The sequence below is a fragment of the Algoriphagus sp. UBA3586 genome (assembly GCF_002376385.1).
GTDB classification, from domain to species: domain Bacteria; phylum Bacteroidota; class Bacteroidia; order Cytophagales; family Cyclobacteriaceae; genus Algoriphagus; species Algoriphagus ornithinivorans.
In genome coordinates this window covers 42,506-62,779 of record NZ_DFMT01000038.1, presented here as the reverse complement: position 1 = coordinate 62,779, position 20,274 = coordinate 42,506, and the positions used below count along the sequence as shown (strand labels likewise).

Here is a 20,274-nt window from a genome sequence, read left to right as displayed (position 1 = left end):
TTATGAGACAGCCTCTTTTTTATCTAACAGCACCTTGGATTTTCATATTATTTGGACTGAGAAACCAAATTTTTTGTGTGCTTTCCAATTCGTAATGATCAATTTTATCAGTAAAAGCATTCATGTAGATACCCCCATTGATATAAGAGGTGTAAAATATACTTTCTTTTGCACCTCTAAATCTTAACCAAACAGGTTTGTCATCCACAATCCGAACCTGAATTTCTTTGATGGTTGTTTTTGCCTCAGGTTTAGCTTGATGGATTAAAATATCACCTTTGATCTCGGTGGTAAACGAGGTGGCTAAGGAAGGTTTGTTGATATCTGCCTCCAAGAAAGCGTCTAGCTCTTCTTTCCAATCTTCTTTTGAAAAAGTCACATCTGACCTTTTTTCTTCCCCATTTATTCGGGTGATTTTGGAAACTTGGTTACTGCTGTCCATCTTTTCGATTTCCTGAAGTACAAAGCCTTTCAAATCATAATAAGGTAAAACCTCCATTTCCCCCACAGGCGCAATCCCAGGAGTGTTTTCACAGGAAGTAAGCGAGGAAATCAGGAATGCAAGTGTTACGAGTATTCTAAATTTCATTCGTTTATCAAGATATCTCCAGTCATTTCTTTAGGAATCTCCAGGCCGATTAGTTTCAAGATGGTAGGTGCTAGATCTCCTAATTTTCCATCTTTTACCTGGAAGCTGTCTTGCTTGTCGATCAAAATAAAAGGAACAAGGTTGGTGGTATGAGCCGTATTTGGACTTCCGTCCTCATTGATCATCATATCACTGTTTCCATGATCTGCGATCACCATGATGGTATAATTATTTTCCAAAGCAGCATTGACTACTCGCTCTGTGCATTGATCTACCGCTTCGCAGGCCTTCATTGCAGCCTCAAAATCACCAGTGTGCCCTACCATATCAGCATTGGCAAAATTAAGGCAGATAAAGTCTGTACTTTTCTTCTTGAGTTCAGGAATTATTTTGGAAGCGATTTCAAAAGCGCTCATTTCGGGCTTGAGATCGTAAGTCGCAACTTTGGGAGAAGGACATAGAATTCTGCTTTCTCCTTTAAATTCTTTTTCCCTGCCTCCCGAGAAAAAGAAAGTTACGTGAGGGTATTTCTCAGTTTCAGCAATTCTGATTTGAGTTTTTCCGGCTGCTTCAAGTACCTGCCCTAGCGTATTATTTAAATTATCCTTTTCAAAAAGAACTTTGACACCCTGGAAGGTCTCATCATAATTAGTAAAAGTGATGTAATTGAGGCTTAACTTTTTCATGTTGTAATCCTCAAAATCCTTTTGCGTCAGCACCTGAGTGATTTCCCTTCCCCTGTCGGTTCTAAAATTGAAACAGATCACCAAGTCTCCCTCAGCTATGGTAGCCAAAGGTTTATTATCTGCGCCTACGTGGATAATTGGACGGATAAATTCATCCGTTACATTATTGTCATAGGATTTTTTGATAGCAGCTTGAATATCCTTGGACTTTTCTCCTTCGCCATGAACTAAGGCATCGTAAGCCAACTTAACGCGCTCCCAACGGTTATCACGATCCATGGCATAGTATCTTCCTACCACGGAGGCGATTTTACCGGATGAATTTTTCAGGTGATATTGAAGATCGGAAAGATAATGAACGCCTCCCTTTGGGTCGGTATCTCTACCGTCTGTGAATGCATGAATGAAAACATCCTCCATTCCATTTGCCTTAGCAGCATCGCAAAGACCCTTCAGGTGATCAATATGAGCATGCACTCCACCGTCAGAAACCAAACCGATAAAATGCGCTTTCTTCTTTTCAGCTTTTGCTTTGGCAAAGGCTTCTTTCAACACAGGGTGCTCCTTCAGCTCTCCATTTTTTACGGCTTGGTTGATTTTCACCAAGTCTTGATAAACGATTCTACCAGCGCCGATATTCATATGTCCCACTTCTGAATTTCCCATTTGGCCCTCTGGAAGACCTACTGCCAAACCGGAGGCCTCAAGGGTAGAATGTGGGTATTTGGTATATAAACTATCTACAAAAGGTGTTTTGGCTTTGTCGATGGCGGATACAGCGGGTTTAGTCGCAATTCCCCAGCCGTCCAAGATCATTAAAAGTACTTTCTTATCCATGTGGCAAATATAAAATATTCTAGGCATTCTTGACCCAAAGAATGATGGATTGACTTTTTTCCTGCTGAAAGAAATAATCTCAAAAATGCATTTTGAAAGAATGAATTTGGCGTAGTATTTGCCAAACCAGCACTGATGATGCTTAACCAACTCATACTATCACTTTTACTGTGGATAGCTGTACCCGAAACTACCTATCCGCCTGAGCACTCTATTGACCCCATTATAGTGGCGATCGATAGTGGGTCCAGTAGTGATTTGGCTAGATATTTTGACGCAAGTATTTCACTCAATATCAACGGTCAACAAGGAGATTTTTCGAAAAGTCAGGCCGAAATAGTGTTAAAAGATTTTTTCAAGAAAAACCCTCCCTTAAAATTTTCCCTAGTTTTTAGATCAGAAAATAATCCCAGTTTGAGTTCTTATATAGGGGATTATCAAAGCGGAAAAGGCATTTATAAGGTTTTTATCAAAGTCAATCAGCAGGATGCCCAAATCAAAGTGTATAGTCTGGGCTTTGTAAAAGTGTAAGCATTTTTAGAAAATTACCCGTACTGCTACTCATTATCCCTATTTTTGCAGCAGGAAATAGTTTATAGCTACTCCAAACATTTCATCCCATTTAATGCTTCAATCTCTGCCAGATTTTTGAAATCTGATCAGCTGATTTAAAATCTTGATACATGAGACCCGCTTACCTTACCGATCAGGCTATCCAATCATTTATCCAATCTGCTTTTGCAGAAGATATTGGACCGGGAGACTATTCTTCTTTGGCGGCGATTCCATCAGATAAAATGGGTCAGGCAAAACTTTTAATCAAGGGTGACGGAGTACTTGCTGGAATAGAAATGGCTGAGAAAATTTTTAAAAGCTATGATCCCAGTTTGGAAGTAACTCTTCTGAAAAAGGATGGAGATGAAGTGAAATATGGAGATATAGGCTTGACGGTTGCAGGTCCAGCAGCTTCTATTTTGTCTTCAGAAAGATTGGTTCTCAACTGTATGCAAAGAATGAGCGGTATCGCTACATTGACTCATAGGTTGACTCAGAAGATTATCCATACCAAAGCTCGTCTGATGGATACCAGGAAAACCACGCCTAATTTCCGATTGATGGAAAAATGGGCTGTTCATATCGGTGGAGGAGTAAATCATAGATTTGCACTGTATGATATGGTGATGTTGAAAGACAATCATGTGGATTTTGCTGGGGGAATTCAGCAGGCCATTGAGCGAACCAAAGCCTATTTAGCCTCCCATAATCTGAATTTAAAAATTGAAGTTGAAACCCGAAATCTGCAAGAGGTGGAGGAAGTAGTGAGAGTTGGAGGAGTGGATTACATCATGCTGGACAACATGGATTATGCAACTATGAGAAAGGCAGTTGCAATCATTGATGGAAAATTTGAAACCGAAGCCTCTGGTGGAATTACAGAGGAGACCCTTGCTGAGGTGGCCGAATGCGGTGTGGATTTTATTTCTATGGGGGCTTTAACGCACTCCGTGAAAAGTCTAGATATCAGTCTTAAAGCTTTTTAAGATTAGATATTTAAACAATTTAATTGTTTACAATAGAAAAAGAGTGCTTAAATTGCTCTTAAAGCCATTTTTTGAATCGAAAATAAATGAGCATTCCAATCACTGCTATACCCATTCCACTCAAAACATAAAAATACCCATAGCGCCATTGTAACTCGGGCATATACTCGAAGTTCATTCCATAAACTCCAGCCACAAAGCTCAAAGGAATAAAAATGGTGGATATAATGGTAAGCACCTTCATTACATTATTCATCCGATTAGAAAGGCTGTTCATGTAAAGGTCTAAAACGCCGGAAGACATATCCCGAAACACTTCCATGGTTTCAATTACCTGAATAGTATTTTCATACAAATCGCGGATAAATGGTCGTACTTCCGGAGAAATTTTATCCTCTGCATACTTATCGAAAGCTCCGATTACCTCCCTGAGCGGATAAACTGACCTTCTCAAGTCCATCATCTCCCTGCGTTGAAGATACAAGGCATTCAGAGTTTCGGTTCCGGGTTCTATGATTGCCTGCGATTCTAAGCTTTCTATCCTTTCGCCTATATGTTCAAGAACAGTGAAGTAATTGTCGACAACCGCATCCAATAAAGCATACAGCAGATAATCGGTTCCTCTTTGTCGGATAGTCCTTTTGGAGTCTTGGAGTCTCTCTCTTACAAACTGGAACACATCCCCCTCTTTTTCCTGAAAAGTGATAAGAATATTTTTAGCCATTAGAAAACTCACCTGCTCTTCATCTATGGGGTCTTCAGGGGAATTGCATTGAATCATTTTCAGCGTAGCAAAAATGTACTCCTCAAAAGCTTCCATTTTTGGCCTTTGGAAGGTGCTAAGAATATCCTCCAAAGTCAATTTGTGAATGCCAAAAATCTGTCCGATTTCTTCTAAAATTCCTACATCGTGAAGTCCAATGACATCTATCCAAAAAACTTTCTTTTGAAGCTTCAGATGATCCTTGAGCTGGGAGAGTTTGATTTTTTCTTCATAAATCTCCTGTTCATCGTAGGTGATCAAGTTGATGAAAACCTCCTCTTGCTTCTTGTCACCAGTAAAAATTAGGGCGGCCGGGGGTAATCCAACTCTATGGGCAGGTCTTTTCCTTTTTTTACTCTTAAAGAGTTTCTGGAATTGCTTCATAGGAGACTTCTGCGCCATAAGTCTAGGAGGGCTTTGATTGAATAAATTCGAGATTTCTTTTCAGTCCGGCAAATTTTGTACGCTTTAAAGGAGATTTTTTAAAAACTTTCTGAAAAGTCTCTTCTGTCATCTCAATCCAATCTTTTTTCGAATAGTCTTTTAGATCCGAATGGGGATCAAATTTTGGTTCTTGATGAGGCTTGGAAAAGCGGTTCCAAGGGCATACATCCTGGCAGATATCGCAGCCAAAAGCCCAATTTTCCATCTTTCCTTTGAATTCGGCAGGAATTGCCTCTTTCAACTCTATGGTCAAGTAGGAAATACAGCGGGAACCATCGACTACTCCCGGTTGCACGATGGCATCTGTTGGACATGCGTCTATACAGGCCGTACAAGTTCCACAATAATCTTTTGCTAAAGGAAGATCAGGTTCCACTTCTAAATCGATGATTAACTCTGCCAAAAAGAAAAAGCTCCCCATCTTTCGATTAAGCAAAAGGCTATTTTTTCCAATCCATCCCAATCCAGCTTTTTGAGCCCATTGTCGTTCCATGACCGGTGCTGAGTCTACAAAAACACGTCCTTCAATTTCACCGATTTCTTCCCGGAGAACTTCCAAAAATGTTTTAAGCTTGTCCTTAATCACAAAGTGATAATCCTCTCCATATGCATATTTGGCCAGCTTGATGTCTTCTGGTTTTTCAGGAAGTTTATGCGCTGGATAATAATTATAAATCAGGGAAATGACTGTTTGTGCACCGGGAACCAACTTGGTTGGATCTAAACGCTTATCAAAATGATTGGCCAGATAGGCCATCTGGCCTTGATAGTTTCGGTTCAGCCATTCTTCAAGTCTTGGGGCCTCCTCTTCTAAAAATTCCGCCTTGGCAATTCCACAGAAGTCAAAGCCTAACTGCTTTGCTGTGGACTTGATGAATTGGGCGTATTTAAGTGAAGGGCTCATAGGAATTCGAAAGTACTTTAAATCAAATTAAAGACGAAATTGAACACAATTTGAGAATTACACGTATATTGTATTTGAGCACGTGTATTTATGAAAACCAAACTTACTCTTACTGTAGAAAAAGAAATAATAGAAAAGGCCAAGCAAAAAGCTGCTGATAGAGGAATGTCATTGTCTCAAATGTTTGAGGAGATTTTTTCTAAAGAAGATCCGGAAATAGAACAAACGGAAGCTCAAAAAGCGGCAAAATCACTTTTAAAAAAATTGGAGTCTATGAAACCTAGACCCAGCCCTGATAAATTTGACAAAGAGCTTCGAAGTCATTATTTGTTAAAAAAACATGGTTAAAATCTTTTTAGATACTAATGTAGCGATTGACTTGCTCGCAAAAAGGGAGCCCTTTTATGAAGATTCTAAGCTTTTTCTAATGCTGGCACAAGGGTCATTGGCTCAGCTTTTTATTGCTGAGAGCAGTTTAGGAAACTTATATTACCTTGTTTTTCAGGTCTACAAAATTCCTCAAGCAAATGTACTTTTAGAACAATTTTTTTTAGTTTTTGAGGTAATTTCAGGAGGGAAGGATGTGATTATTCAATCTTTGAATTCCAACTTTAAAGACAAGGAAGATGGGCTACAATATTATACTGCTTTAGCCCATCGTGTAGATTTTTTAATTACTAGAAATAAAAGGGATTTTATTGGCAACAGTCAAATACCTATCCTTACTCCACAGGAATTTTTTGCACCTTGATTAATCTCTTTTTCTTCTTATATCCGGCCTGTCCTGATACCATTGTTCATCAAAGGTTTCTTTTATTGTGATTGGAGCCGTTAAAACAGACCAAACCATCCAAAGGACTAAAAAAGGCCCCGCCAAGAAAATTAGCCAGATTAATGGCAAAGCAATATTGAGTTGAATCAGTGTGACAAAAACAATCAAAATTCCGGTCACAACCCCAACTACTGTTTGATAATTTTTCATCTTTTTGGTGTTTTTATCTACTTATTCAAACTCCTATGCCTTTCACTTTGTTATTGAGACATGTATCTTAAGGTTTGCTCAATTCGATTTGGCGGCAAGTTTTGTCCTGCTTCTTGAGTCTAATCTTTAAAAACTTGATTATGAAAGGCTTCCGCTTTACTCAATATATACCTCCCCAAGATCCCGAGAAAAACACCTTTGAGAATCTGCTTAACATATTTCTTCAGTTGGTTACCATGACTGGCGGAGATGTGGCAGAGGCTCTTAGCTGGCTGACAAACTTGGATAAGCGTTACAACATGACTAATCCCAATTACGGAATTGGGGATTTTATTGAGGACCTTAAATCCAAAGGATATCTAACTGAAGAAAATCAAAAAGGGGAGTTTAAAATTACAGGGAAAGCAGAGCAAACGATTAGAAAGTCTGCCCTAGAGGAAATTTTTGGGAAGCTCAAAAGAGGTAAATCTGGGCAACATAAAACCACTCATTCCGGTCAGGGAGAAGAGCGGGGTACCGACAGAAGAGCCTATGAGTTTGGAGATAACTTAGATCAAATTGCGCTTACTGACTCTCTACGTAATGCCCAGGCCAATCATGGGTTTTCAGGTGACTATCTTTTGACCGAAGATGATTTGGAAGTTGTGGAGAATGAGTATAGATCTCAGACCTCTACAGTTTTGATGATCGATATTTCCCACTCTATGATTTTGTATGGAGAAGATCGGATCACGCCGGCTAAGAAAGTGGCAATGGCTTTGGCAGAATTGATAAAAACCCGCTACCCAAAAGACACGCTTGATATCATCGTTTTTGGAAATGATGCCTGGCAAATTGAAATTAAGGATCTGCCCTATCTTCAAGTGGGTCCTTATCATACTAATACAGTTGCGGGACTGGAGCTGGCTATGGATCTACTTCGAAGGAGGAAGAATCCGAACAAACAGATATTCATGATTACTGACGGTAAGCCAACTTGCTTAAAAGTTGGAATCAAATATTACAAAAACTCTTTTGGCATTGACAGTAAAATCTTGAGTGAAACGCTCAAACTAGCTGCTCAATGCAGAAAATTAAAAATCCCCGTAACCACCTTTATGATCGCTTCAGACCCTTATTTGAAGGAGTTTGTCAAAGAATTTACCAAGGTCAACAATGGTAATGCTTACTACTCTTCTTTGAAGGGCTTGGGAGATTTGATTTTTGAGGATTATAGAAGAAACCGAACCAAACGCTTTTAAACAAACGCATGGACTACCATACACTTACAGGAAAAGAACTGAAACAAATTCGAACGCTTGGTCAGTTGAAGGCTGCTGGCTATCAGGCTAAATCAATCAAAGAGGAATTAAGAGATAATCTTATTGCTAAGATCAAGGCAAAAGAAAATGTCTTTGAAGGTATTTGGGGATATGAGGATACAGTAATTCCAGATATCGAACGTGCGATTTTATCTCGTCACAACATCAATTTATTAGGACTTCGTGGTCAGGCTAAGACCCGGATTGCGAGAATGATGACTTTGCTCTTGGACGAATATGTGCCGGTGGTCTATGGTTCGGAATTGAATGATGATCCATTGGCACCTTTGACTTCCTATGCGAGAAATCTGATCGAAGAAAGGGGTGATGATACCCCGATCACTTGGTGGCATAGAAATGAACGTTACACAGAAAAATTAGCGACCCCTGATGTTTCTGTAGCTGATTTGATTGGAGATGTGGACCCTATCAAAGCGGCCACCATGAAGCTCAGTTACAATGATGAGCGGGTGATTCACTATGGTCTGGTGCCAAGATCTCACCGGTCTATTTTTGTAATCAATGAATTACCGGATTTACAAGCCCGAATTCAGGTAGCTTTATTCAATATTCTTCAAGAAGGAGATATTCAAATTCGGGGCTTTAAGCTGCGATTACCCCTGGATATACAATTTGTTTTCACGGCTAATCCAGAGGACTATACCAACCGAGGAAGTATAGTTACTCCTCTAAAAGATAGAATTGAAAGTCAGATTATCACCCACTATCCAAAGTCCATTGAGATTGGTAAAAAAATTACCGCACAGGAGGCGAATCTGGAAGGAAAGCCTGTTGAAAATATTCATGTACCCGAACTCATGAAGGACTTGATTGAACAGATTGCGATTGAGGCGAGAGCTTCCGAGTACGTGGATGAAAAGTCAGGTGTCTCGGCTCGTTTAACCATTTCAGCCTATGAAAATATGATTTCAGCAGCTGAAAGAAGACTTTATATGAATGGTGAAAACAAAACGGTGGTAAGAATTGCCGATTTGATCGGAGTAATTCCGGCGATTACCGGTAAAGTAGAATTAGTGTATGAAGGAGAGCAAGAAGGTGCTGGATTGGTTGCGTACAACTTAATTGGAAAAGCTATAAGATCTCAGTTTGTGAATTATTTCCCATCTCCGGAAGAAAAGAAAAAGTCCAAGGAGGGAAACCCCTACGTGATTCCGCTTGCCTGGTTTGGAGAAGGAAATGTTCTGGATATTTTAGCCTCTCAATCCGATAAGGAGTATAAGGAAGCCCTGATGGAAGTTCCAGGCTTGGAAAATGTGGTAACACAGTTGGTCAAAAATCTTCCTGAAAGAGAGAAAGAATTCTTTATGGAGTTTGCATTGCATGGTTTGGCTGAATATTCTCAGCTGAGCAAACGCATGTTGGACACTGGTTTACAGTTCAAGGATTTATTCAGTTCCATGTTTGATATGGGGCCTGGAGAAGAAGATGATTTTGATGAGGATGATTTATAAAAAGGGGCGAAAGCCTCTTTTTTTGGAAAATTATTAAATTCATGATTATGGACATTGCTAAAAAGAAATTAGAATTGATTCACTGGTTATCTAAACTTGAAAATGAAAGTGTCCTTGAAAAGATTGATCAAATCAGGTTAGATAGTCTTACTGAAAAACAAAAGGAATTTTTTCGCCCTATTGAAGAGGATGAGTTAATCCAGTCTCTTCAAGAAGCAGAGTCTGATTACAAAAGGGGAAAAATTATTTCTCAAGAAGAGCTAGTCAAAAGAATTAAAAAGGGAAAAATTTTGTGAAAATTTTTTGGTCTGAAAGATCGCTTAAGGATTTGAATGAAATTTTTGAATTTTATTCTGAATTAGCTGGAGAAGTTGTTGCCCAGAATATAGTTTTTTCAATAGTTGATAAAGCAGAAATCTTAAGCTCAGATCCAAAAATAGGTCAAATCCAATTCTTTGAACAGCCTGTATTGTTAAACTATCGATATTTAATTATTCGAAATCATATATAGAATCGAAGAAAGTCAATACCTGATATTGATTTCAAGAGTTTTTGATACGAGAAGAGATCCTAAAAAATTGATGCCTTAAGGTTTTTTTATTGTTTAATTTTTAGACATAAATACTGTACTTGCTTTTCCCTTAAGATTTTAAGGATTAATGAGTAAGCTCTAAATAGTTTGATATTGTCGACTTGTGCTGTTATTCAGATTGATTTTTATTGGTCAATGCTTCAATGGAGACTTTTCTTTTACTCTGATTTGCTTTAAGACTTTTCACCCATACCTTTGCACATAGATCATAAGGGGTGCCTTAATAAAACGGGCTGAGATCATACCCATAATACCTGATCCGGGTAGTGCCGGCGAAGGGAAATGAGCAAGCAAAGTAAATTTAGAATAGACAGTTTGGTACCACTGTAGGCTCTGATTTTACTATTGCAAAACGGGTAAACAAATACGGCTGACTTCCCCTAAGTCATCCCATGTTTCACTCAATGACCCGAAAGGGATTTAAACAAATGAAAAAATTATTGATGGGCTGGATGGCATTTATGCTGACCATTTCGGCTTGGGCTCAACAAAGTTTGAGCGGAAAAGTACTGGACGCAAAAAGTGGCGAGCCTCTCGTAGGAGCATCTGTATGGACCGAAAAAATAGGAAGAGGAGCTATTACTGATGGAGAAGGAAATTTCACCATTTTAAAACTTCCTACAGGTGAAGTAGATCTCCGGGTATCCTATTTAGGATATGAGACTTTTCGTCAGAGTCTATCCTTACCCTACTCCGGAAACTTGGAAATTAAACTTTCCAGCAAAGATTTTCTGAGTGAAGAATTTATAGTATCTGCCACTCGGGCATCAGAAAACACCCCAACCACATTCAAAACTATCGACAAGGAGGAGCTTGCCAAAAGGAACTTAGGTCAGGATATTCCCATTCTTTTGAACTTCACTCCTTCTGTGGTTACACATTCGGATGCCGGTGCTGGTATAGGATATACTGGTCTCCGAATTCGGGGTACAGATCAGACAAGAATCAACGTTACTGTGAATGGAATCCCTCTCAATGATGCTGAGTCACATGGAGTATTCTGGGTCAATATGCCGGATTTTGCCAGTTCGGTAGATAATGTGCAGATTCAGCGGGGAGTCGGAACTTCGACCAATGGAGCTGCCACTTTTGGAGCAAGTTTGAATTTCCAAACAGATACTCGACAAGAAGAGGCTTATGCTCAGGTTGATAATGGATTTGGCAGCTTCAACACGTGGAGACATACAGTCAAAGCTGGAACAGGTTTATTGAATAATCGATTTGCCGTAGATGCTAGATTATCCAAAATCACGACCGACGGTTATGTGGATAGAGCTTTTTCTGATTTGGGATCTTACTTCCTTTCCGGAGGCTACTATGGAGAAAATCACGTTGTCAAATTGAATGTTTTCTCCGGAAAAGAGCAGACCTATCAGTCTTGGTATGGTTTGCCAGAGGCTCTATTGGATACTGACCGCACCAATAATTTCTACACCTATGATAATGAAACAGATAATTACCAACAGGATCATTATCAGTTGATTTATACAGGAAAAATTGGGTCCAATTGGAAAACCAATCTGGCCTTACATTATACCTATGGCCGGGGCTATTATGAGCAGTTTCGCGAGAATGACCGATTTTCCAGATATGCCTTGCCCAATGTCATTATTGGTGGAGATACCATTACTAGAACAGATATCATCAGAAGAAGATGGTTGGACAATGATTTCTTTGGATTCGTAGGATCTGTCAATTATGTGTCCGACGATGGAAAATGGGATGTGATTTTAGGAGGTGGCGCCAATCGCTACGATGGCGACCATTTTGGGGAAATTATCTGGGCGAGAATTGCTGGAGATACTGATATCCGAGATCGATATTACGATAATAACGCTGTTAAAGACGATAGAAATATCTATGCAAAGGCCAATTATGAATTAAAGCCAGGATTAAATCTATTTGGAGATCTTCAGGTTCGTGGGATTAATTATACCTTCTTCGGAGTCAATGACGATTTGAGAATTGTGGACGGTCAGGAAAATTATACCTTCTTCAATCCAAAGTTTGGTTTCTCGTACGAAAAAGGAAATCAGACTTGGTATGCTAGCTATGCTGTAGCCAACCGTGAACCAACAAGAGCTGATTTTACGGACAATCCGATTACGGAAGTGCCAAGACCGGAAAGACTCAATAACATCGAGGCAGGCCTGCGGTCAAGAGCAGGCAACTTTACCTATAATGCCAACTTCTATTACATGGATTACAAGGATCAACTGATTTTGACTGGTCAAATCAATAATGTTGGCGCCTATATAAGAGAGAATGTTGCTTCATCCTACAGGGCAGGGATAGAATTGGACGGTGCATATCAAGTATCTAAAAAATGGACTTTGGGAGGAAACATTGCCTTAAGTCAAAATAAGATTGCTGAATTCACGGAGTATATAGACGACTACAGTGTGGAGGATTTTCAGCAAGTGGAGAATACTTATACCAACACGGATATAGCATTTTCTCCCAATGTAGTGGGTTCGGCTATTATCGAATATCATCCTACCAAGAACCTTTCTCTAAACTGGTTGAGTAAATATGTAGGGCAGCAATATCTGGATAATACATCGAATGAGAACCGGACATTGGATGCATTTTTCACCAATGATCTTCGAATCAGCTATACCGCACAGCCCCGATTCTTTAAGAGTTTAGAGGTAAACTTATTGATCAATAATATTTTCAATGAGTTGTACGAGCCTAATGGCTACACCTTTAGCTACTTCGTTCCGGGGAATAGTGGCAGAGAATTGATTACAGAAAACTTCTATTATCCTCAGGCAGGCACGAATTTCTTGCTTGGAGTGAGCATGAAGTTCTAAAATGACTTATAGAAAATTTGATAAAGTCCTGCTTCAGTTTGAGGCAGGACTTTTTTATTTAAATTTTTAAAAGATAACCTTAAAAGTAGTCCCGACCCCTTCCTCACTTTCCACTTCAATGCTTCCGCCAGCACTTTGAAGATGGCTGTTTACTAAATAAAGCCCAATGCCTTTAGCCTCTGAGTGCCCGTGAAAGGTTTGATTCATTTTGAATATCTTATCCTTTACTTTTTCCATATTCATCCCTTTCCCATTGTCTTTGATATAGAGAAATACTCTTTCAGCAACAAATTCTGTCCATATGCAAACCTGTGGTGCCACATCTGTTTTTCTGTATTTAATAGAGTTACCTAACAAATTCAGGAAAATACTTTCTAAATGAAGTCTGTTAAAATAAACTTCACCTGCTTGAGAAAAATCATGCTTGATTTGGGCATTGACTGATTTTAGGGTAGGGTTCAATGTAATCAGTGTTTCCTGAAGAATTTCTGATAAGTTGACCAGCTCCTTCTTATCATTATTACTGTCCTTTTCAGAAAGTTTATTCAAATATTTATTAAGGTTTTCTTTAAGTCCCAAGGTTGATCTCTGAATAAGCTTGATCAACTCTACGCTTTCTTCGTCTTTTATTTTCTCCAAATTAAGTAACTGGAAAACGGACAATATACTAGAAACTGGAGACCTCAAATCATGAGCTGTTATGTATGTAAGACTTTTGAGTTCTTCATTTTTGTGAGAAAGGTCAGACAGTAATTCGTCCTTCCTTTCTTCCAATCTTTTCTTTTCAGTAATTTCTTTAGCAATTGCAAAAACCAGTTTTTTTTCGGTGTTAGGCCAGGCAGTCCAATAAAGCCATATGATTTTTCCACTCTTGGTAATGTATCGGTTTTCGAAGTTTAGCAAAGGCTGTGATTCAAAAAGTTGAGATCTCCTCTGATTGGTCATTGACACATCTTCAGGATGTATAAAATCATTAATAGGTCGAGAGTAGAGTTCCTCCTGACTATATTCTAATACTTTGGAAACCGCTGGGTTTATTCTTTTGAAATAACCATCAAAGCCAGCAATGCACAGTAGGTCAGGGACTAAATCGAAAAATAATTCAAAGGGATAATCTTCTGTAGTCATGGGCTGGGTTTTGCCTCTTTTTGAAAATATATATGAAAAATAACTAAAGACTAAAAGGAATTTTATTAAGTGAACAGGAAGAATTTAAAGCCCTCAAATTGTCTGATAAGAAAAAAGCTCGGAGATTATTCCGAGCTATTTTCTTCACTGTTCCAAATGACAACTTGATCTTCCAAGTAATGTGGATAGATTTTCAGATGTTGTTTTTTGACTTCGGATACTAACCTTTCTCTGAACTCTTCTATGTTTTTTCCACTTCCGGCTGCCATAAAAACAGGTTGGATTCCAGTCTTTTTCTCATAGGCTTCTGAAAGCGCATCAAAATCCTTAAAGTCGGATTCCTGAAGCTCGATTTCAGTCATTTCCATGATTTTCTCTTCAGAAGGCATGGTTTCCACCAGGTCAATTTTATTGAAGACCAATAAGACAGGTTTATCTCCTGCATTGATTTCTCTGAGCGTTTGGGTTACTACTGCAATATGATCTTCAAAGCTTGGATGCGAAATATCTACCACATGGACCAAAAGATCTGCTTCACGAATTTCATCCAGTGTAGATTTGAATGATTCTATCAAGTGTGTAGGTAGCTTTCGAATAAATCCTACGGTGTCGGAAAGCAGGAAGGGGATGTTTTCCAACACGACCTTTCTGACCGTAGAGTCTACCGTCGCAAATAATTTGTTTTCAGCTAAAATATCGGTTTTGGTCACCAAATTCATCAAAGTGGATTTGCCTACATTGGTATAACCTACCAGTGCAACTCGGACAATTCCCTTTCGTCCCTTGCGTTGGGTGACGCCTTGCTTCTCTATTTCTTTTAGCTTCTGTCTCAGCAAGGTGATTTTATTTCGGATATCCCGCTTATCTGTTTCGATTTCCTTTTCACCGGCACCACCTCTCGTGGATGTACCACCTCTCTGACGCTCCAAGTGAGTCCACATTCGGGTTAATCTTGGAAGTAAATATTGAAATCTTGCCAGTTCTACTTGGGTTTTGGCCTGTGCCGTTTGGGCTCTTTGTAAGAAAATATCTAAAATCAGTAGAGATCTATCATATACTTTCACTTTCAGCTCGTTTTCCAGATTTTTCATCTGAGAAGGAGAAAGATCGTCATCGAAAATGACCATGTCTACTGCAAAGTGCTCCACATAGGATTGAATTTCCTCCAGTTTTCCTTTCCCCACAAAAGTTTTGATGTCTGGCTTTTCCATTTTCTGGGTAAAGCGATAAACAGCCTTTACACCCAGCGTTTCGGTCAAAAAAGCCAACTCATCTAAATGCTCTTCAATCAGCTGATCAGATTCATTTTGTCTCACAACGGTCACCAAAACTGCGGTTTCCTGCTTGGGAGCGGTATCGTATAATTTTTGAAGTTTTCGGGAAAATTTACTCATAAAGGATTTTTGATTCTCAATACAAAAGGAGAGATCGAGTGGATAAGTTTCAATTATTTGGAAATATCCCTCTGAAAATCACCTTCCAAGGCACAAAGTTCGTCATATTTCCTCAATAATGATTAGGATAGTCTTGGGGGGACTACTTATTTTGCTTTCAAATAAAATTAAACTCCCATGGCTCAGATAACGGAAACCTTCATTTCCGGTGTTTTTGAAATACAACCTAAATTGTTTCAAGATTCTAGGGGCTATTTTTTTGAATCATTCCGAAAGGATTGGTTCTCTGCCAATGGATTAGAAGAAAACTGGGTTCAGGATAATCAGTCCTTTTCCCAAAAAGGAACTGTCCGTGGACTACATTTTCAAAGAGATCCATTTGCGCAGGCAAAGCTCGTGCGTGTGGTGCAGGGGAAGGTTTTGGATGTAGTAGTGGACCTTCGGAAAGATTCAGCTACCTTTGGGCGATCATTATCTGTGGTTTTGGATGCATCCAAGCAGAATTTACTGTATATTCCGAAAGGATTTGCACACGGATTTTCGGTCCTGGAAGATGCACTTTTCCTGTATAAATGTTCCAATTATTATCACCAAGCCAGCGAAGGCGGAATTTTATGGAATGATCCCGAGTTAGGCATTGATTGGAAAGTGACAGACCCCATAATCTCAGAAAAAGATCAGAAGTGGCCAACATTGGCTGAATTTATAAAATCAAGTGGAGGAGGATTCTAAATGGGCATTTTAGACCTGTTTAAACGTAAACCTGAAGTCATAGAAGACCTGGACCTTAGCTGGTTGCAGGCAGACATGCACTCTCATCTCATACCCGGAATAGATGATGGTTCTAAATCCATGGAGGAGTCTCTGGATTTGATACGAAGGCTATCCCAATATGGGCTTAGAAAGATTATCACCACCCCTCATATCATGTCTGAGTATTACCGAAATACTCCTGAAATTATTCAGATGGGGCTGGAAGATCTACGTAAGGCTGTAAAAAATGAGGGCATTGAGATTGAAATTGATGCGGCTGCGGAGTACTATATGGATGAGATTTTCTTGGAAAAGGTAAAAGCCGGGGAAGAGCTTTTAACTTTTGGAGATAACTATATCCTAGTCGAAACAGGCTTTATCAATCGACCTCAGATGTTGCTGGAGATTTTTTTTCACTTGGAAATGGCTGGATATAAACCGGTTTTTGCCCATCCTGAGCGCTATCAGTACTTAGTTGCGGATAAAGATTTACTACAGGATCTCATTGACAGGAATATTATCTTCCAGATTAACCTGCTTTCTTTGACAGGATTCTACTCCAAGCAAGTCAAGGATTTTGCAGAGACACTTTTAGAAAAGGCAAATGTTCGATTTTTTGGAACAGACTGCCATAATTCTCGTTATCTGGATATGTTGGAAACACTTCCCAAGTCCAAAACTTTTGAAAAAATCCGTCATTCGGAATGGTTAAATATCAGTCTTTGATCTTAAAAAAAGCATGAAAATTCTTATTACCGGAATCACAGGTTTGCTGGGCAGCTATTTAGCTAAAGAACTTCGTGCTTTGGGTGAAATTCATGGGCTCAGAAGAAAGCAATCTTCAGATAAATTGATCCAAGGCTTAGATTTTCCAATTCATTGGCATGAGGGAAGTTTGGCAGATATGGATGCGTTGGAATCAGCCTTACAGGAAATAGACCTTGTGGTGCATTGCGCCGGCTTGGTTTCCTTTAACCCTGCAGATACTGATCGCTTATATCATGTCAATGTGGAGGGTACAGCAAACTTGATTAATGCCCTGCTGAATACAGGGGTGAAAAAGTTGGTTCATGTATCCTCAGTAGCTGCGATCGGCAGAAGTATTGAAGCAAAAATAATTGACGAAAATTTCAAGTGGACAGAGTCACCGCTAAACACAGAATATGCAGTTTCGAAATATTGGGGTGAATTGGAAGCCTGGAGAGGAGCTCAGGAAGGGTTGGATGTGATGGTAGTAAATCCATCTGTTCTTTTGCCCAAGGTGGAGGATGAGCGATCCAGCGCATCTGTTTATCAATTTATTTTGAAGGGAAATTCTTTTTATCCTACTGGAAACATCAATTACCTGGACATTCGGGATGCTGCAGAGATGATCCGGAAATTGATTCAAAAGGAAGCTTGGGGAGAGCGTTTTATCCTTAATGCAGCAAGCATTCCTTTCCGGGACTTTTTTGAAAAGATGGCTACGGTTTTTCAAAAATCAGCCCCAACCAAACCAGCCAAAGGCCTAATCTTAAATCTAGCCGTATTTTTTACAGGAATAGGAAGAAAATTGGGACTTACTGACAATCCCTTAAATAAGAAAACTGCGAAAATTGCTTCCCAAAAAATTACATTTGATGGCAGTAAAGCAGTGCAACTTTTAGACTTTGAATTCAAATCTTTGGAAGACACCTTTTCCTGGGCAAAGTAAACTAATTTCGGAAAGGCTTCGTTATCCCTTTCTTGCGCTGGGAAGGCCTTTATATCACTTGAAAAAAATTAACATTTCAGCGTTTTGAGAGACCGTTTTATTTGGTATCTTAAGTAAACCTTAACACATTCGAATGACCGGAGATCACGATCACGATTGGGAAGAAGACAAAAAGCTCGTGGAGCGCTTTGAAAATTCCCTGAAATCCAACCTCGATATGTTTTTCGATGAAGAAGAACTGGAGGATATTATCCGCTTCTATTTTGATCAGCAAAAATTTCTGAAAGCATTAAGGGCTTCCGAGTTTGCCTTGGAAAAATTCCCTTTTTCTGTGGAAATCAAATTGCTCAAAGCTCAATGCCTGATCTTCAACGATGAGCTGGAAGAGGGTTTGAGTATCCTGGAAAACATCAACAATATTTCACCTAATAATGAGGAAATCGTCCTTGCTTTAGCCAATGCGCACATTTTGGCCGGGAATCCTCAAGAGGGCGTAGACTTATTGGAGAAATATTTACCCATGGCAGAGGATAAGGCAGAGGTTTATTATTCTCTGGGAAATCTATTCCGAGCCAAAGGTGATAATAAGCAGGCCAGCCATTATTTTAAGGAAGCCGTAAAAATCCGCATTAACCACGAAGATGCTCTTTTTCAGCTTGCTATGATTACGGAAGAAGAGGGTTCATTCGATGAAATCCTTCAGTTTTACCAAGAATTTATAGACCAGGATCCCTATAGTGCAGGGGCTTGGTATAATTTGGGCGTAGTTTATAATCGCTTGGGAAGGTTTGAAGATGCTATCAAAGCCTATGATTATGCCATTTTGATAGACGATAGTTTCGCTTCAGCTTATTTCAATTTGGGAAATGCGCTGATGAATACCAATCAATATGAATTGGCGCTAGAAGCGTATCAAAATACCATCAATTGCGAAGGGGCGAATGCAGAGAACTGTTGCTATATGGGCGCTGCATATGAGAAGCTGGGCAAAATCGATGAGGCTTTTAAATATTTCAAAAAGTCAGCAAAGTTGGATGAGGAATATGATGATGCTTGGTTTGGATTGGGAATGTGCATGCTAAAGAAGGAAAAATTCTTTGAGGCCATCCACTATTTCAAAAAAGCCCTCAACCTCAGTAAGGAAAATGCGAATTATTGGGTTGGTCTGGCCGATGCTGAATTTAACCTTGGAAATCTCCAGGCCAGTTCGGAGGCTTATGAGGAGGCTATTAACCTAGAACCCGGAATCATGGAGACCTATGTGAATCTCTCTGTGATTTACTACGACCAAAATAGATTTGAGGAGGCTGTAGACGTAATCAGCGAAGGAATTGAGGAGTTGCCCGAGGAAGCGGAGCTCTATTATCGCATGGTAGTTTACCAGATCAAATTAGGCAATTACAAAGAAGCGTTTTCATATTTGGAAAATGCTTTAACTTTGGACTTTGATCGGCATACGGTTTTGTACGATTTGATGCCTGAGTTGAAGCAGCAAAAAGCCATCTACAAGCTGATTGCGCAATACCGGGACGATAAACTTTTGCCTTAAACCTTAAAATCAAGTAAATGAATTATGTGCTAAAGAATATCCCTGTACGTACTGAAAAGCCGCGTACCACGGGATTTACTATGGCTATGGACAAAGGACTTAGCCTTAGGGAAACAGAAGACTTTGTAGATAGCTGTTCTGATTTTGTTGACATTGTAAAGTTAGGTTGGGCCACATCATATGTGACCAAACAATTGAGTGAAAAACTGGCGGTTTATAAAGAAGCTGGGATTCCCGTTTATTTTGGAGGAACTTTATTTGAAGCTTTTATCGTAAGAGGACAGTTTGAAGACTACAGAAAAGTATTAGATAAATATAATTTAGAGTTTGCTGAAGTTTCTGACGGATCGATATCTCTAAATCATGATAAAAAGTGTGAGTATATATCCACTTTGGCAAAGCAGGTAACCGTACTTTCAGAAGTAGGTTCTAAAGATGCTGCTAAAATCATCCCTCCATACAAGTGGATTGAACAGATGCAAACTGAACTCGATGCAGGTGCGTGGAAGGTAATCGGAGAAGCAAGAGAAGGAGGAAATGTGGGATTATTCCGTGACTCCGGGGAAGTAAGACAAGGTTTGGTCGAAGAAATTTTGACAAAAATCCCTGAAGAAAAAATCCTTTGGGAAGCACCTATCAAATCTCAGCAGGTTTGGTTTATCAAATTACTAGGAGCGAATGTTAATTTGGGAAATATTTCCCCTTCTGAGGTGATTCCTTTGGAAACCATTCGACTAGGCTTGAGAGGTGATACATTCGATCACTTTTTAGGAGAAATCAAACTTTAAAAATTTAATAGGCTGATCGAGTGAATCTTTCAGCCTTTATTT

General features: G+C 39.3%; 21 protein-coding genes and 1 riboswitch. Of the genes, 14 read left to right on the top strand and 7 right to left on the bottom strand.

Features of this window, described 5'->3' with window-relative positions:
• Positions 1-19: 19 nt before the first annotated feature.
• The gene (locus B2906_RS14075; RefSeq protein ID WP_219957294.1) at positions 20-589 is read right to left on the bottom strand and encodes a hypothetical protein; all 570 of its coding nucleotides are present in this window, start codon (positions 587-589) and stop codon (positions 20-22) included.
• A complete protein-coding gene (gene gpmI / locus B2906_RS14070) occupies positions 586-2,112 on the bottom strand; it encodes a 2,3-bisphosphoglycerate-independent phosphoglycerate mutase (RefSeq protein WP_219957293.1) in 1,527 nt (508 codons plus the stop codon). The genes B2906_RS14075 and gpmI overlap by 4 nt, the downstream gene beginning before the upstream one ends.
• 135 nt (positions 2,113-2,247) lie before the next feature.
• Between gpmI and B2906_RS14065 the strand changes: the two genes are divergently transcribed.
• Both B2906_RS14065 and nadC read left to right on the top strand, forming a co-directional pair.
• Positions 2,248-2,643, top strand: a complete 396-nt coding sequence (locus B2906_RS14065; RefSeq protein ID WP_219957292.1) for a DUF4783 domain-containing protein — start codon at positions 2,248-2,250, stop codon at positions 2,641-2,643.
• Positions 2,644-2,795: 152 nt separating this feature from the next.
• On the top strand, positions 2,796-3,653 hold the full coding sequence (gene nadC, locus B2906_RS14060; RefSeq protein WP_091653498.1) for a carboxylating nicotinate-nucleotide diphosphorylase: 858 nt from the start codon (positions 2,796-2,798) through the stop codon (positions 3,651-3,653).
• Positions 3,654-3,711: 58 nt separating this feature from the next.
• On the opposite strand, the gene corA is transcribed toward nadC, so the two are convergent.
• Together corA and queG are read right to left on the bottom strand one after the other, a co-directional pair.
• Complete coding sequence (gene corA / locus B2906_RS14055; protein WP_219957291.1) at positions 3,712-4,818, bottom strand: magnesium/cobalt transporter CorA; 1,107 nt, start codon at positions 4,816-4,818, stop codon at positions 3,712-3,714.
• 4 nt (positions 4,819-4,822) lie between these two features.
• Positions 4,823-5,764 (bottom strand): tRNA epoxyqueuosine(34) reductase QueG, encoded by a 942-nt coding sequence (gene queG / locus B2906_RS14050; protein WP_286940602.1) that lies wholly within the window; start codon positions 5,762-5,764, stop codon positions 4,823-4,825.
• Positions 5,765-5,854: 90 nt separating this feature from the next.
• On the opposite strand from queG, the gene B2906_RS14045 reads away from it, so the two are divergent.
• Together B2906_RS14045 and B2906_RS14040 are read left to right on the top strand one after the other, a co-directional pair.
• Entirely contained in the window at positions 5,855-6,112 is a 258-nt protein-coding gene (locus B2906_RS14045; RefSeq protein ID WP_091653503.1) for a DUF6364 family protein, read from the top strand.
• Positions 6,105-6,515: a type II toxin-antitoxin system VapC family toxin gene (locus B2906_RS14040; protein WP_286940601.1), complete on the top strand. Its 411-nt coding sequence runs from the start codon at positions 6,105-6,107 to the stop codon at positions 6,513-6,515. Before B2906_RS14045 ends, B2906_RS14040 begins: the two co-directional genes overlap by 8 nt.
• Here the strand turns inward: B2906_RS14040 and B2906_RS14035 are convergent, their stop codons facing one another.
• Positions 6,516-6,746 carry a hypothetical protein gene (locus B2906_RS14035; protein ID WP_286940600.1) on the bottom strand — a complete coding sequence of 77 codons (231 nt, stop codon included), beginning with the start codon at positions 6,744-6,746 and terminating at the stop codon, positions 6,516-6,518.
• A 140-nt stretch (positions 6,747-6,886) separates the two neighbouring features.
• On the opposite strand from B2906_RS14035, the gene B2906_RS14030 reads away from it, so the two are divergent.
• The 5 genes from B2906_RS14030 (at position 6,887) to B2906_RS14015 (ending at position 12,927) form a co-directional block, all read left to right on the top strand.
• The gene (locus B2906_RS14030; protein ID WP_144606120.1) at positions 6,887-7,987 is read left to right on the top strand and encodes a vWA domain-containing protein; all 1,101 of its coding nucleotides are present in this window, start codon (positions 6,887-6,889) and stop codon (positions 7,985-7,987) included.
• A gap of 8 nt (positions 7,988-7,995) precedes the next feature.
• The gene (locus B2906_RS14025; RefSeq protein WP_286940599.1) at positions 7,996-9,519 is read left to right on the top strand and encodes a magnesium chelatase; all 1,524 of its coding nucleotides are present in this window, start codon (positions 7,996-7,998) and stop codon (positions 9,517-9,519) included.
• A 47-nt stretch (positions 9,520-9,566) separates the two neighbouring features.
• Positions 9,567-9,815, top strand: coding sequence for a hypothetical protein (locus tag B2906_RS14020; RefSeq protein ID WP_219957286.1), 249 nt, complete (start codon positions 9,567-9,569; stop codon positions 9,813-9,815).
• The gene (locus tag B2906_RS18980) at positions 9,812-10,030 is read left to right on the top strand and encodes a type II toxin-antitoxin system RelE/ParE family toxin (RefSeq protein WP_219957285.1); all 219 of its coding nucleotides are present in this window, start codon (positions 9,812-9,814) and stop codon (positions 10,028-10,030) included. Before B2906_RS14020 ends, B2906_RS18980 begins: the two co-directional genes overlap by 4 nt.
• Before the next feature lie 282 nt (positions 10,031-10,312).
• A riboswitch (TPP riboswitch) is annotated at positions 10,313-10,409 on the top strand.
• A 130-nt stretch (positions 10,410-10,539) separates the two neighbouring features.
• Complete coding sequence (locus tag B2906_RS14015) at positions 10,540-12,927, top strand: TonB-dependent receptor (protein ID WP_219957284.1); 2,388 nt, start codon at positions 10,540-10,542, stop codon at positions 12,925-12,927.
• Between the two features lie 66 nt (positions 12,928-12,993).
• Here the strand turns inward: B2906_RS14015 and B2906_RS14010 are convergent, their stop codons facing one another.
• Together B2906_RS14010 and hflX are read right to left on the bottom strand one after the other, a co-directional pair.
• Positions 12,994-14,055, bottom strand: coding sequence for a PAS domain-containing sensor histidine kinase (locus tag B2906_RS14010; RefSeq protein WP_219957283.1), 1,062 nt, complete (start codon positions 14,053-14,055; stop codon positions 12,994-12,996).
• A 125-nt stretch (positions 14,056-14,180) separates the two neighbouring features.
• Positions 14,181-15,449, bottom strand: coding sequence for a GTPase HflX (hflX, locus tag B2906_RS14005; RefSeq protein ID WP_219957282.1), 1,269 nt, complete (start codon positions 15,447-15,449; stop codon positions 14,181-14,183).
• A 177-nt stretch (positions 15,450-15,626) separates the two neighbouring features.
• On the opposite strand from hflX, the gene rfbC reads away from it, so the two are divergent.
• The 5 genes from rfbC (at position 15,627) to B2906_RS13980 (ending at position 20,232) form a co-directional block, all read left to right on the top strand.
• Complete coding sequence (gene rfbC, locus B2906_RS14000; RefSeq protein WP_219957281.1) at positions 15,627-16,181, top strand: dTDP-4-dehydrorhamnose 3,5-epimerase; 555 nt, start codon at positions 15,627-15,629, stop codon at positions 16,179-16,181.
• Positions 16,182-16,928 (top strand): tyrosine-protein phosphatase, encoded by a 747-nt coding sequence (locus tag B2906_RS13995; RefSeq protein ID WP_219957280.1) that lies wholly within the window; start codon positions 16,182-16,184, stop codon positions 16,926-16,928.
• Between the two features lie 13 nt (positions 16,929-16,941).
• Positions 16,942-17,895 (top strand): NAD-dependent epimerase/dehydratase family protein, encoded by a 954-nt coding sequence (locus B2906_RS13990; RefSeq protein WP_219957279.1) that lies wholly within the window; start codon positions 16,942-16,944, stop codon positions 17,893-17,895.
• 133 nt (positions 17,896-18,028) lie between these two features.
• The gene (locus B2906_RS13985; RefSeq protein ID WP_091653520.1) at positions 18,029-19,444 is read left to right on the top strand and encodes a tetratricopeptide repeat protein; all 1,416 of its coding nucleotides are present in this window, start codon (positions 18,029-18,031) and stop codon (positions 19,442-19,444) included.
• A gap of 17 nt (positions 19,445-19,461) precedes the next feature.
• Positions 19,462-20,232 (top strand): phosphosulfolactate synthase, encoded by a 771-nt coding sequence (locus B2906_RS13980; protein ID WP_091653522.1) that lies wholly within the window; start codon positions 19,462-19,464, stop codon positions 20,230-20,232.
• Positions 20,233-20,274: the final 42 nt, after the last annotated feature.

What these genes read in the sequence shown, in the direction of transcription:
- B2906_RS14075 (WP_219957294.1), bottom strand. Translation starts at nt 589, where the DNA reads ATGAAATTTAGAATACTCGTAACACTTGCATTCCTGATTTCCTCGCTT.
- gpmI (WP_219957293.1), bottom strand. Translation starts at nt 2,112, where the DNA reads ATGGATAAGAAAGTACTTTTAATGATCTTGGACGGCTGGGGAATTGCG.
- B2906_RS14065 (WP_219957292.1), top strand. Translation starts at nt 2,248, where the DNA reads ATGATGCTTAACCAACTCATACTATCACTTTTACTGTGGATAGCTGTA.
- nadC (WP_091653498.1), top strand. Translation starts at nt 2,796, where the DNA reads ATGAGACCCGCTTACCTTACCGATCAGGCTATCCAATCATTTATCCAA.
- corA (WP_219957291.1), bottom strand. Translation starts at nt 4,818, where the DNA reads ATGGCGCAGAAGTCTCCTATGAAGCAATTCCAGAAACTCTTTAAGAGT.
- queG (WP_286940602.1), bottom strand. Translation starts at nt 5,764, where the DNA reads ATGAGCCCTTCACTTAAATACGCCCAATTCATCAAGTCCACAGCAAAG.
- B2906_RS14045 (WP_091653503.1), top strand. Translation starts at nt 5,855, where the DNA reads ATGAAAACCAAACTTACTCTTACTGTAGAAAAAGAAATAATAGAAAAG.
- B2906_RS14040 (WP_286940601.1), top strand. Translation starts at nt 6,105, where the DNA reads ATGGTTAAAATCTTTTTAGATACTAATGTAGCGATTGACTTGCTCGCA.
- B2906_RS14035 (WP_286940600.1), bottom strand. Translation starts at nt 6,746, where the DNA reads ATGAAAAATTATCAAACAGTAGTTGGGGTTGTGACCGGAATTTTGATT.
- B2906_RS14030 (WP_144606120.1), top strand. Translation starts at nt 6,887, where the DNA reads ATGAAAGGCTTCCGCTTTACTCAATATATACCTCCCCAAGATCCCGAG.
- B2906_RS14025 (WP_286940599.1), top strand. Translation starts at nt 7,996, where the DNA reads ATGGACTACCATACACTTACAGGAAAAGAACTGAAACAAATTCGAACG.
- B2906_RS14020 (WP_219957286.1), top strand. Translation starts at nt 9,567, where the DNA reads ATGGACATTGCTAAAAAGAAATTAGAATTGATTCACTGGTTATCTAAA.
- B2906_RS14015 (WP_219957284.1), top strand. Translation starts at nt 10,540, where the DNA reads ATGAAAAAATTATTGATGGGCTGGATGGCATTTATGCTGACCATTTCG.
- B2906_RS14010 (WP_219957283.1), bottom strand. Translation starts at nt 14,055, where the DNA reads ATGACTACAGAAGATTATCCCTTTGAATTATTTTTCGATTTAGTCCCT.
- hflX (WP_219957282.1), bottom strand. Translation starts at nt 15,449, where the DNA reads ATGAGTAAATTTTCCCGAAAACTTCAAAAATTATACGATACCGCTCCC.
- rfbC (WP_219957281.1), top strand. Translation starts at nt 15,627, where the DNA reads ATGGCTCAGATAACGGAAACCTTCATTTCCGGTGTTTTTGAAATACAA.
- B2906_RS13995 (WP_219957280.1), top strand. Translation starts at nt 16,182, where the DNA reads ATGGGCATTTTAGACCTGTTTAAACGTAAACCTGAAGTCATAGAAGAC.
- B2906_RS13990 (WP_219957279.1), top strand. Translation starts at nt 16,942, where the DNA reads ATGAAAATTCTTATTACCGGAATCACAGGTTTGCTGGGCAGCTATTTA.
- B2906_RS13985 (WP_091653520.1), top strand. Translation starts at nt 18,029, where the DNA reads ATGACCGGAGATCACGATCACGATTGGGAAGAAGACAAAAAGCTCGTG.
- B2906_RS13980 (WP_091653522.1), top strand. Translation starts at nt 19,462, where the DNA reads ATGAATTATGTGCTAAAGAATATCCCTGTACGTACTGAAAAGCCGCGT.